The 12437-nt window shown below is 56.7% G+C and carries 11 protein-coding genes; 8 read left to right on the top strand and 3 right to left on the bottom strand.

The window, feature by feature from the left end:
• Positions 1–112: 112 nt before the first annotated feature.
• The 7 genes from cpaB to ATO67_RS12590 all read left to right on the top strand — a co-directional run bounded on the left by cpaB (position 113) and on the right by ATO67_RS12590 (position 8113).
• On the top strand, positions 113–922 hold the full coding sequence (gene cpaB / locus ATO67_RS12560) for a Flp pilus assembly protein CpaB (protein WP_067649320.1): 810 nt from the start codon (positions 113–115) through the stop codon (positions 920–922).
• Positions 919–2511 (top strand): type II and III secretion system protein family protein, encoded by a 1593-nt coding sequence (locus tag ATO67_RS12565; RefSeq protein ID WP_067649323.1) that lies wholly within the window; start codon positions 919–921, stop codon positions 2509–2511. Before cpaB ends, ATO67_RS12565 begins: the two co-directional genes overlap by 4 nt.
• On the top strand, positions 2508–3206 hold the full coding sequence (locus ATO67_RS12570; protein WP_067649326.1) for a CpaD family pilus assembly protein: 699 nt from the start codon (positions 2508–2510) through the stop codon (positions 3204–3206). Before ATO67_RS12565 ends, ATO67_RS12570 begins: the two co-directional genes overlap by 4 nt.
• A 37-nt stretch (positions 3207–3243) precedes the next feature.
• Positions 3244–4533, top strand: a complete 1290-nt coding sequence (locus ATO67_RS12575; RefSeq protein WP_067649329.1) for a CpaE/TadZ family protein — start codon at positions 3244–3246, stop codon at positions 4531–4533.
• 39 nt (positions 4534–4572) lie between these two features.
• A complete protein-coding gene (locus ATO67_RS12580) occupies positions 4573–6045 on the top strand; it encodes a TadA family conjugal transfer-associated ATPase (protein ID WP_067649332.1) in 1473 nt (490 codons plus the stop codon).
• A 65-nt stretch (positions 6046–6110) separates the two neighbouring features.
• Positions 6111–7115, top strand: coding sequence for a type II secretion system F family protein (locus ATO67_RS12585; RefSeq protein ID WP_067649335.1), 1005 nt, complete (start codon positions 6111–6113; stop codon positions 7113–7115).
• An 11-nt stretch (positions 7116–7126) separates the two neighbouring features.
• Positions 7127–8113, top strand: a complete 987-nt coding sequence (locus ATO67_RS12590; protein WP_067649337.1) for a type II secretion system F family protein — start codon at positions 7127–7129, stop codon at positions 8111–8113.
• Positions 8114–8178: 65 nt separating this feature from the next.
• On the opposite strand, the gene ATO67_RS12595 is transcribed toward ATO67_RS12590, so the two are convergent.
• Complete coding sequence (locus ATO67_RS12595; protein ID WP_067649340.1) at positions 8179–9003, bottom strand: tetratricopeptide repeat protein; 825 nt, start codon at positions 9001–9003, stop codon at positions 8179–8181.
• A gap of 142 nt (positions 9004–9145) precedes the next feature.
• Here ATO67_RS12595 and ATO67_RS12600 point away from each other — a divergent pair, with 142 nt between their 5' ends.
• Positions 9146–10543, top strand: coding sequence for a leucyl aminopeptidase family protein (locus tag ATO67_RS12600; protein ID WP_067649343.1), 1398 nt, complete (start codon positions 9146–9148; stop codon positions 10541–10543).
• A 33-nt stretch (positions 10544–10576) separates the two neighbouring features.
• On the opposite strand, the gene pncB is transcribed toward ATO67_RS12600, so the two are convergent.
• Both pncB and ATO67_RS12610 read right to left on the bottom strand, forming a co-directional pair.
• Positions 10577–11881 (bottom strand): nicotinate phosphoribosyltransferase, encoded by a 1305-nt coding sequence (gene pncB / locus ATO67_RS12605; RefSeq protein WP_067649346.1) that lies wholly within the window; start codon positions 11879–11881, stop codon positions 10577–10579.
• A 158-nt stretch (positions 11882–12039) separates the two neighbouring features.
• The gene (locus ATO67_RS12610) at positions 12040–12399 is read right to left on the bottom strand and encodes a hypothetical protein (RefSeq protein ID WP_067649348.1); all 360 of its coding nucleotides are present in this window, start codon (positions 12397–12399) and stop codon (positions 12040–12042) included.
• Positions 12400–12437: the final 38 nt, after the last annotated feature.

Below are 12437 nucleotides of genomic sequence, written 5' to 3' on the forward strand. Positions count from 1 at the left end.
TCGTGTTGTTTATTTCTCATTAACCACGACGCGACAGATTTTATTAACTATAATTACACCAATGGCGGGCCAAGGTTGAGATCAGAGATTCTGACTCCCTCAAGGCCCAAGCATGAAACCGTCACGTGTCATCATACTCTCCGTTGCTATTGTTGCCGCTGGTCTTGCCGGTTTGCTGGCGATGCAGCTTGGCGGTCCTCAGCAGGTCGTTGAACAGGCGGAAGCCATCATCCAGAAAGAGCCGACGGTCAATGTGCTGGTTTCCTCGGTCAATCTGCCAGTGGGAAGCCGTCTGAGTGCAGACTCCGTGCGCTGGGCGCAGTGGCCACAAGGCAGTATCAACGATAACTTTGTCACCGAAACCAAGCGACCAGACGCTATCACAGAATTGACCGGGTCCATCGTGCGCCTGCCTTTGTTCGAAGGCGAGCCGTTAAGACCAGAAAAAGTGGTCGATTCCAGCACACGCATCATGTCCGCTCTTTTGCCGGCGGGGATGCGTGCCGTCGCCACGGAAATTTCCGTCGCCACGGGTGCCGGTGGCTTTGTGCTACCGAACGACCGGGTCGACGTGATCATGGTTCGCAAGGGTGACGCTGGAAGTTTCCTGACCGAAAACGTTTTGAACAATGTCCGCGTCCTTGCCATCGATCAGCAGATCAAGGAAGGCGAAGACGGCACGACCGCTGTCGTTGGCGCAACCGCAACCCTGGAACTGACGCCCGAGCAGGCAAAAATCATGATTGTCGCACAGCAGATGGCGGACCGCTTGACGCTTTCCCTGCGCTCAGTTGCCGACGCTCAGGACAGCGATACGACATCGGCCAATTATCTCTTGAGCGGTGGCTCGGGGCGACCGGCCATTCAAGTTATCAAATCCGGCTCGATCGTCCGGGAAGGACAGGGAGGGTCGTCACAATGATCGTATCTCATGGATTTTGGCGCCTGAAACAGGTTATGCGCTCCTCCGTTACCGGCGGCATCGCTTTTTGCATCGCCTTTTCTGGTTTTCCCGGAATGAACATGCCTTCCGGCCTGTCGACGCATGAGGCGCTTGCCCAGAGCGCCAGCATCGTGCGGATCAATGAAAGTGGCCAAGGTGTCCGCAAGCGCCTGAAGCTGGGCTTGAACAAGGCACTTGTCATCGACCTGCCGCAGGACGCCCACGACATTCTCGTTGCCGACCCCAGCATGGCAGATGCCGTAACGCGCAGTTCGCGGCGCATTTATCTGTTCGGCAAGTCGGTTGGCCAGACGAATATCTTCATCTTCGGTGACCAGGGCCAGGAAATCGTCAGCCTCGATTTGGAAGTCGAGCGGGATATTTCCGGCCTTCAAGCCAACTTGCGCCGGTTCATTCCAGAATCCGACATTCGAGTCGAGATCGTCTCAGACAACATCGTGCTGTCGGGCAGCGTGCGGACGCCGCAGGATTCCGCCCGCGCCGTTCAGCTGGCCTCCGCCTTTCTGAAGGGCGGTGAGGCCACCACGCGCAATATCACCGAGACAAGCCAGAGCAATGGCGACGGCGCTGTCGCGATTTTCGCCGAAGACCGTCAGCAATCCTCCATCGTCAACATGCTGACAATCGAGGGTGAAGATCAGGTCACGTTGAAGGTGACCGTTGCCGAAGTCAGCCGTCAGGTTTTGAAGCAACTCGGCTTCAACGGATCGATCAGCGGTACGGGCAGCGATTTGGGTGGACGTATTTCCTTCTCCAACCCGTCGAACCTCGGCAACGCAATCGGCCTTGCTGGTACGGGAAATGTGGCCGGTACCATCGGCAAATTGACGCTTGGCAGCTATTTCAACGCTATGGAACAAGCAGGTGTCATGCGCACGCTTGCAGAACCAAGCCTCACCGCCATTTCTGGTGAGCAAGCCAAATTCTATGTTGGCGGGGAGTTTCGCCTGCCCGCTGAGCAGCAGGTTTCGATTGACGATGCCACTGGGCGGCCAACCGTCACGCGCTCGACCGATACGGTCGATTACGGCATCGAGCTCAATTTCCGGCCAGTTGTGCTTTCTCCTGGACGGATCAGCCTGAAAATCGAAACCAATGTGTCCGAGCCGACCTACGAAGGCAGCGCAGTGACGGGCAATGGCAGCAGCATCAATGTTCCCGGCAGCACCTATTTGTCGATCCGCAAGCGCGAAGCGTCCACAAGCGTGGAGCTTCCATCCGGTGGATCGATCGTGATCGCTGGTCTGGTGCAAGACAATGTTCGCCAGGCCATGTCCGGCATACCCGGCGTCTCCAAGGTGCCGGTCCTCGGAACACTGTTCCGCAGCAAGGACTTTATCAGGAACGAAACCGAACTGGTCATCATCGCGACGCCCTATCTGGTTCGCCCCGTGTCGCGCAATGAAATCGCCCGGCCTGACGACAACTTCAACCCGGACAATGATGCGGCGATGTATTTCATGAACCGGGTGAACAAGGTTTACAGCAAAAAGCAACAGGCTCAGACACAGCCCTATCAGGGCTCGGTAGGGTTTATCTACAAATGACAAAGATGCATCAGATGAAACCTTTCTTCGATAGTCCTTCCATCCGCCGTGGCGGGTTGTTACTCGCACTTTTGACGACGGCGGCGCTGGCGCAAGGCTGCGCGCGCGACCCGATGTCGACGGGTGCCATACCTGATGATTACCGCACCCGTCACCCGATCACGCTTTCGGAAGCCCAGCACTCCCTGGATATTGCCGTATCGGCTGGTGACAACCGCCTGACCGTGGGCGTGGCAGACAATATCAAAGGCTTTGCCCAGAGCTATACCGCGACATCATCAGGCGTCGTCCAAATCCAGGTGCCGACAGGCTCTGTGAATTCGGCGGCGGCATCCATATTTAAACGCCAGGTCCGGTCTGTACTTGCATCGTCAGGCATACCGGCGGGAAAAATCGTCGAGACACCCTACCGCGCCGCGCCATCCGGCGATGCCGCCCCTATCCGCCTGAGCTACATCGCCGTTACCGCGATGACCGGGCAGTGCGGACAATGGCCGGAAGACTTGTCCGACAACACCTATTCCAACAAGAATTGGTACAATTTCGGCTGCGCCTCCCAGAATAATCTGGCTGCGCAAGTGGCAAATCCGATGGATCTCGTCGGCCCGCGCGGCATGAGCCCAATCGATGCGGAGCGACGCTCCGTGGTGATCGGCAATTATCGTTCAGGCAAGACCACCGCAACAACAGAATGACGTCCAGTACGCAACGCACGCGGCGACAGGAAAAACAATGAGCCCGGTAAACTACGATATCCAGCACGCAAATCCGGACGAGGTTTACTCCGAAGAGCCCTTGCGCGTAGGAGATATGGACGATTTGCGGCCACTGCCGCGTATCTCGATCCATGCCTTTTGCGAAAGCGAAGGCATGCAACGGCTGATGGAACGTCTGTCGGGCGACCGTCGTATGAACAAGGTCAGCTTACGTACCACCAATGGTGAAGTCGAAGCTGCCGCAACCATGTTTTCGTCCAGCCCGACGCCCAACCTGATCATTCTCGAAACGGCGCGCGAACCTTCGACCCTGCTGAATGATTTGGCCCCGCTTGCGGAAGTCTGCGATCCGACCACACGCGTTATCATCATCGGCCGCCACAACGACATCACGCTTTACCGCGACCTTATCCGCAACGGTATTTCCGAATATCTGGTCGCTCCCGTCAAGATGCCGGATTTGCTGGCGTCGATCTCGGCGATCTTCGTCGATCCCGAGGCGGAGCCACTGGGTCGCAATATCGCTTTCATCGGAGCCAAGGGCGGTGTCGGCTCCTCCACGATTGCTCACAATTGCGCCTTCGGCATTTCGACGTTGTTTTCGACCGAGACCATACTGGCCGATCTCGACCTGCCTTTCGGCACCGCAAATATCGATTTCGATCAGGACCCGGCACAGGGCATTGCGGAAGCGGTCTATGCACCGGAGCGGCTGGACGAGGTTTTCCTTGATCGTCTATTGACCAAATGTTCCGAACATCTTTCCCTGCTGGCCGCCCCCTCTCTCCTCGACAGGTCCTACGATTTCGAGCGATTGGCGTTTCAGCCACTTCTCGAGCTCCTTCAACGCAGCGCGCCCGTGGCAGTTCTCGATGTTCCCCATATCTGGTCGGACTGGACGCAGACCGTGCTGGCGGAAGCGGACGAGGTGGTGATTACAGCAGTGCCGGATCTTGCCAATCTCAGAAACACCAAGAACCTGCTGGACGCGCTCAAAAAGCTGCGGCCCAACGACAAGGTTCCGCATCTGGTGCTCAATCAGGTTGGCATGCTCAAACGCCCGGAGATCGCGCCTGCGGATTTCTTCGAGCCGTTGGAAATCCAACCTGTCGCCATTATTCCATTCGATGTGCAGCTGTTTGGCAATGCCGCCAATAGCGGGCGTATGATCAGCGAAATCGATGCGAAATCTCCCATCGCCGAAACCTTCTCGCAGATCGCTCACATCGTGACGGGACGGTCCTCCACCCGTAAGACGAAACGGGCGGGCCTTGGTAAATTCATGGACTTGATCAAACGCAAGTAAGCGCGTTCCGCGCCTCTAGCGACATACCGGAAGAAACACATGTTCGGAAAACGCGGCAACGAGGGCTCTCCAAAAAGCCAAAATACCGGACAGGTGGCATCCACCCCTGCCCCGTCGCCTGCTATGGCGACGCCGCGCCTGGACGCGACAGACACGCTGGTTCTTACACCACCTCCGACTGCCGCATCTTCACATTCGGCAGCGCCCCTGCCGCGCAAGCGGACACGGACGGATGACTACTATCAGACCAAGGCACAGGTCTTCTCGGCGCTGATCGACACGATCGATCTGTCGCAACTCGCCAAACTCGATACAGAGAGCGCACGCGAGGAAATTCGCGATATCGTCAATGATATCATCACCATCAAGAATTTCGCGATGTCGATTTCCGAGCAGGAAGAACTGCTGGAAGACATTTGCAACGACGTTCTGGGTTACGGTCCGCTGGAGCCACTTCTGGCTCGCGACGACATCGCCGATATCATGGTGAATGGCTCCGGCCAGACCTTCATCGAAGTCAACGGCAAGACTATCGAATCCGATATTCGCTTTCGTGACAACGCTCAGCTTCTGTCTATCTGTCAGCGCATCGTCAGTCAGGTCGGACGTCGCGTGGATGAATCGAGCCCGATTTGTGACGCCCGCCTGCCGGACGGCTCACGCGTCAACGTCATCGCGCCGCCTCTTGCCATCGATGGCCCGGCACTGACCATCCGAAAGTTCAAGAAGGACAAGCTCACACTCGACCAGCTGGTGCGCTTCGGTGCGATCACGCCGGAAGGAGCGGTTCTGCTGCAGATCATTGGTCGTGTGCGTTGCAACGTGGTCATCTCAGGCGGCACAGGTTCGGGTAAAACGACGCTCCTCAACTGCCTGACGAGCTATATCGACAAGACCGAACGCGTTATTACCTGCGAAGACACTGCCGAACTTCAACTTCAGCAGCCGCATGTGGTACGGCTGGAAACGCGCCCGCCGAATATCGAGGGTGAAGGCGAGATCACCATGCGTGACCTCGTCAAGAACTGCCTGCGTATGCGGCCTGAGCGCATCATCGTCGGCGAAGTTCGCGGACCCGAGGTCTTCGATCTGCTGCAGGCTATGAACACCGGTCATGACGGCTCCATGGGAACAATCCACGCCAACACGCCGCGTGAATGCCTGAGCCGAATGGAATCGATGATCGCCATGGGCGGCTTCAGCCTGCCTTCAAAAACCGTGCGAGAGATCATTTCGTCATCGGTGGATATCGTCATTCAGGCTGCGCGCCTTCGCGATGGCTCACGCCGCATCACCCAGGTGACAGAGGTTCTGGGCATGGAAGGTGACGTGATCATCACCCAGGATCTGATGCGTTACGAAATGGACGGTGAAGACGCCAATGGCCGGATCATCGGTCGTCACGTGTCGACCGGTATCAGCAAACCGCATTTCTGGGACCGCGCCCGCTATTTCAACGAGGAGAAGCGGCTTGCCGCAGCGCTCGATGAAATGGAAAGCAAGTCTCAATAGAGTAGTGAAAGAGAGTTTTTCCGGCGTCGTGATGATGTCACGCTCTCAGGCCAAGGCGAATGAAAATGAACATGACGGTGATGCTGCTTGTGATCCTCGTCGCCGTTTCGGCAGGAGCGATGGCCTATGTCTTCCTGTTCCCGCAGATCGAAGTCGAGAAGAAAACCGCAAGCCGTGTCAGCCGCGTCAAGGCCGCGGAAACCGACAAGGACAAGATCAAGGTTGCCCGCGACCGCGTTCAGGAACTGAGCAAGCGGCGCAAATCCGTGCAGGACAACCTGAAAGATCTTGAAAAGAAACAGAACGAAAAAAACAAGGACAGAAAAGACAAGAGCGTGCGCGCGAGGCTCATTCAGGCCGGTCTGACGATGTCTGTCAAGAAGTTCTATGTACTGGGTGGTGGTCTTGGGCTTGCTGTTTTTCTGGTCGCCCTGATGTACGGCGCACCTCTTCTTCTGGCGCTGGGTGGAGGTATCGTTGGCGCACTCGGCCTGCCGCGGTGGGTGCTCGGCTTTCTGGTCAAGCGAAGACAGAACAAGTTTCTCGAAGAGTTCCCCAACGCGCTTGATGTGATGTATCGCTCCATCAAATCAGGTCTGCCGTTGAACGACTCTGTTCGGTTGATTGCTTCGGACGGGCAGGAGCCGGTCAAAAGCGAGTTTCAGCGAGTGGTGGAAGCGCAGCAAGTGGGCATGAGTATTCCGGAAGGGATCAACCGTATGATGCTGACCATGCCTTTGCCGGAAGTGAACTTCTTTGGCACCGTCATCACCATCCAGGCACAGGCAGGCGGTAACCTTTCCGAAGCGCTGGCCAATCTTTCCAAAGTGTTGCGCGAACGGCGCAAGATGAAGGCCAAGGTGGCCGCTCTTTCCATGGAGGCCAAGGCATCCGCCGTCATCATCGGTGCCCTTCCCTTCATCGTGGCGACGCTCGTCTATCTCACGTCGCCGGACTATATCATGGTGCTGTTTACCGATCCGCGTGGTCATCTCATTCTGGGTGCCTCGGCAATCTGGATGTCCATCGGTATCGTCGTCATGCGCCAGATGATCAACTTCGATATTTGAGGCGGAAAAGCATGTCGCAAGAACTCGTATCGAACCTGACCAACCCGCACCTGATCATCGCCATTCTCGTTTCTGTCGCCGTGTTTGCGACGTTTTATACGCTTGCCATTCCGTATTTAGAAAAAGGCGATCTGAACAAGCGCATGAAGGCAGTGTCCACGGAGCGGGACCAGATCAGAAGCCGGGAACGCGACCGCATGAACGAAGCGGCCAAGAGCAGCAAGGCATCGCTACGCGCCAACAACAACAAGTCGGCGAGCCGGATTGTCGAGCGCTTCAACCTGCGTGAAGCTCTGATTGACGCCAATACCGTCAACAAGCTGCGCGCTGCGGGCTATCGATCCCAGAATGCGCTGAACACGTTTCTCGCAGCACGGTTTATTCTTCCGTTCGTCTTTCTCATATTGGCCTTTTTGTGGGTTTTCGTCATGGGAAACCTGCCTGAACGACCATTTGGCGTGCGCCTGATGGTGGTTCTGGTCGTTGGTTACCTTGGCTTTTACGCGCCCAACATCTTTGTTTCCAACCAGATGTCCAAGCGCCAGAAATCCATCAAACGCGCTTGGCCTGATGCCTTGGACCTGATGCTGATCTGCGTGGAGTCAGGCGTCTCCATGGAAGCCGCGATGCGCCGTGTAGCCGAAGAAATGGCTGACCAATCGCCTGCGCTCGCAGAGGAAATGGTTTTGACGACAGCGGAACTTTCGTTCCTGCAGGACCGGCGTACAGCACTCGAAAACCTCGGGCTTCGCACGCAGCTGGATGGTGTTAAAAGCGTTGTCCAGGCGCTTATCCAGGCTGAGCGCTATGGTACACCCTTGGCTCAGGCGCTACGCGTTCTGGCGCAGGAAGGTCGTGACGAGCGCATGAACGAGGCGGAAAAAAAGGCCTCTGCACTACCACCGAAACTGACGGTGCCGATGATCCTGTTCTTTCTACCCGTCCTGATCGCGGTTATCCTCGGCCCTGCCGGTATCCGCGTATCCGACTCGTTCTGAGATCGGCCCCGGCGCAAACGAAAAAGGCGGCCATGGTGGCCGCGTTTTTTGTTTGCATAGAACCATCAGTTCGTAGCGGTTTTCTTGTTTTTGTCCGAGAGTTGCGACCATGCGTTCTGCTGGGACAACATACCTCTGAGATACGTCAGATTGGCCTGTGCCTGCTGAGCCGACAGTTCTTGCACGGCGATGCGTTCCGCCTCTTCGAAGCGTCCTTGAAGGCCGACGACAAGCGCGAGGTTCTGCCGGATTCGGCTGTCGGCTCCCGGCTGCGACGCTGCGGAGCGCATATAGGTTTCAGCTGTGCGTGGGTCGCTCTGGAGCACGTAGGACATGCCGAGATTGGAAAGAATGCTGGGATCGTTGGGCTTCAGGTCTAAAGCCTGACGATACTTGGAGCGCGCCTCATTCGAGCGGCCGAGTTGATCCAGAACCGCACCTTCGGCGGAATAAAGACGCCAGTCGGGGCGATCCGGTGTCTGCGCGCGGTTGATGGTGTTGAGCGCCTGCTCCAGTTGCCCGGCAGCGGCCTGCGCCTTACCATAGGATGCGAGCACTTCACGATCAGACGGGTAGGCGATAGCAACCTGCTGCATGACGGCGAGCGCTTGGGTGTTCTTGCCGGTCATCATGAGAAGGTTGGCGTAGTTGAGACCGGTGTTGCGGTCCTTCGGATTTGCGGCATAAGCTCGTCCGGTGGATGCTTCCACTTGGCGCAACTGATCCATGTTCATCTGATCATAGGAGCGCGAGACCGCCGGGATAGACCCTGTCGACATGCGATCCGGTTTGGTGGTGGAGCAGCCTGCGAGAGCAAGGGCCAGCGCAGCAGCGCACACACCGCGCAGTAACGTCGTCGAACGGGCTGAAATGTTGGAAACAGCAATCATGACATTGCCCCGGCTCTCGGGTTGGATCGGAAAATTTTCGGCGCGACGTGATTTCCCTCGACGCAACCCTCGCTCCAGCAATAATCTGTTAACCCTAACAGAGTGTTAATTTGCTGATTCCATACCTTTACGAAAGCAGCCCATGCCCCCCTATCAATTTATTGAACGCACCACACCTTTCAGTTCAAAAGCGGGCAAAACGCTACCGGTCTTCGCCGTCACGCCTGCCCATATCGAACAGGGTGCGATTGATCCGATTGCGCTGGATTGGGCCCACAAGGCGGGCTTTAAAGCCGAGGCAGGCGCGATTCTTCTGATACCCTCGGCGGAGGGCGCATTGGGCGGCGCACTTCTCGGCCTTGGTACCAACCCTTCCGAGCTTCCTTTCATTACCGGCAAACTGGCGAGGGAGTTGCCCGAGGGCGACTGGCATATTGAAACCGCGCCACTCACGGTCAACCGTCTGATGCTGGGCTTTGGCCTTGGCGCCTATCGTTTCGACAAGTACCGCGCGGTGAAGAGCAACGGCGCAAAGCTGCTCATTCCACGCGATGCCGAAGATGCAGAAATCAAGCGTATTCTGGCCGGTGTCTATCTGGCGCGCGATCTTATCAACGTCCCCGCCAACGACATGGGGCCGGACGAACTAGAAATCGCATTTCGCAGTCTGGCTGCCCATTACAAGGCGCAGTTTAGCGTCATAGCCGGTGAAGACCTGCTGAAAGAAAACTTCCCATTGATCCACGCCGTTGGCCGCGCAAGCGAAAGCGCGCCACGTCTGTTGGAAATGACCTGGGGCAAAAAGGGCAATCCAAGCCTGACTCTGGTCGGCAAGGGCGTTTGTTTCGACACGGGCGGGCTCGATATCAAGCCGTCATCGTCCATGGCTTTGATGAAGAAGGACATGGGCGGAGCGGCTAATGTTCTCGGCCTGGCGCTGATGATCATGGATGCGCGCCTTCCTATCAACCTGCGCGTCATTGTGCCGGCGGTCGAAAACTCCATATCGTCTAATGCCTTCCGCCCCGGCGATATCTATCAAAGCCGCAAGGGCCTGACGGTTCAAATCGACAACACGGATGCCGAAGGCCGTCTCGTTCTGGCCGATGCACTGGCCTATGCCGATGAAGATGCGCCTGATTTGATGATCGACATGGCAACGCTGACCGGCGCTGCCCGCGTTGCGCTCGGCCCGGACGTACCACCATTTTTCACCGATGACGAAGACCTTGCGCACAGCATTGCCGATGCCAGCATAGATATGGACGATCCCTTGTGGCGCCTCCCGCTTTACATGGGTTACGACAAGGACATCCGCTCACGCGCAGCCGATATCACCAACGCGCCTGCCGGTGGCATGGCGGGTTCGATCACCGCAGCCCTCTTCCTGAAGCGTTTCGTAACGCAGACCAAGAAGTGGGCGCATTTCGATATTTACGGCTGGTCTTTGAGCGAACGTCCGTACTCTTCCATCGGTGGCGAGGCACAGGCGATACGGGCGCTGTTCCACTACATCTCGCGCAATTTCGCTAAGAAGTAGGCTAAAAGATGAGGGTGGAAAACCGCCCTCATCTCACACCTTCACATCTTGGTTCTTGCGGTCTTCATGACCAAAAAACTTCAGGTAACGCTGAACCTCTCCAGGTTCTCCGGTTGCCTTTTGCGGATTGTCGGACAGTTTCACGGCAGGTCGGCCATTCGCATCGATAACCTTGCAGACGATGGAAATCGGTTTCAGGCTCTCGATTGTCTTGGGTGCGCAGCCAGCGAAATCATTTGTCAGGTTGGTACCCCAGCCAAAGCCCATCCGCACCCGGCCTTCGAAATGCTTGTAGGTGTCGATGATGGCATCCACATCAAGACCGTCCGAGAAGATCAAGAGCTTCTTTTTCGGGTCACGGCCCACCTTCTGCCACCAGTCGATGATCTTCTCACCGCCTTCGATCGGGGGCGCACTGTCGGGGCGGAAACCGGTCCAGTCCGCCACCCATTCCGGCGCGTTGCGCAGAAAGGCTGCGGTTCCGAACGCATCGGGCAGCACGATCAAAAGGTTGCCGCCATAGAGCCGGTTCCAGTCCTTCATCACCTGATAGGGCGCAGCGGCCAGTTCCTCATCATTTTGCGCCAGAGCAGCCACAACCATTGGCAATTCATGCGCATTGGTGCCGACGGCCTCAAGGTCTGAATCCATGGCAAGCAATACGTTGCTGGTACCGGTAAAGGCAGGACCAATGCCTTCTTTCAGGGCTTCCACACACCAGCGCTGCCATAAAAAGCTATGACGACGGCGCGTGCCGAAATCCGAAATGCGTAGACCCGGCAGCTCGCGAAGGCGCTCCACCTTTTCCCACATCTTGGCTTTCGCGCGGGCATAGAGAACGTCGAGTGTGAAGTAGCCGAGGGATCGCATGGCGCTGCGCGACCGCAACTCGTTGATGATGGCAAGGGCCGGAATTTCCCACAGCGTCGTGTCCATCCAGCGTCCGTGAAAATTCAACTCGTACTGGCCATCACGCTTGAAAAGCTCGTATTCCGGCAGTTGATAGCTATCCAGCCAAGACAGGAACTCAGGATCGAATATCTGCGAGCGGCCATAAAACGTATTACCTGCCAGCCAGATTCTCTCCTTTTTGGAAAGCCTCAACGTCCGGGCGTGGTCCAGTTGCTCACGCAGTTCCGTCTCATCGATTTCATCGGCAAGCTTGACTGTCTTGGTGCGATTGATTAGCGAAAATGTCGCGTTCACATCCGGGTATAGTTTCCAGATCATCTGCAACATCAACAGCTTGTAGAAATCCGTATCGATGAGGCTGCGAATGATGGGGTCCAGCTTCCAGGTGTGATTGTGCACACGGGTCGCTATATCTGTCTTCGTCATTGCTGCTGCTATCCCCCGCACCGGCAGAGCCGGTTTTGCCGCGCATTTGAGAAGGCATCACGCCTCCCGAAGCCTGATCCGCTCCCGACACAAGACTTATCTGATAAAACCTTGGCAAGTCCAGACCGGTTCGGGCAAAGACGGTTCTGCCCTACCGATCAAAAATCGACAGCAGGAGGATTGATGCCGGGATACCAGTCTTTCGACGTCGGCACACGCGTTCCTGTCATTGAGACCCCTGGCGAGCCTGAGCACCGGTAACCTTGCACCGGCAAACCACGGCTCCCGAACACGTCACGATAGGGTCCATCGGGATAACCGGAATTCACCGTGGTTGAATGGCAGGTGTAACGCTCCTTGGGTTGAAGCGTCTTGGGGTCCTTTACACCGGGAAGATTGGTGTAGGCATCAGGAGCAGGCATATAACCGTTCTCATAGACTGTCTGAGCCTCCGCGGCTGTCGCCGAGACGAGTCCCGCGAAAACCAGAGCGGAGATCAGTGTTGCTAGCCTTGCCATTTATCACGCCCTGCCTTCAGTTGCATTTCTATCATATA

This window comes from Agrobacterium bohemicum, from assembly GCF_001562555.1.
Lineage (GTDB): Bacteria > Pseudomonadota > Alphaproteobacteria > Rhizobiales > Rhizobiaceae > Agrobacterium > Agrobacterium bohemicum.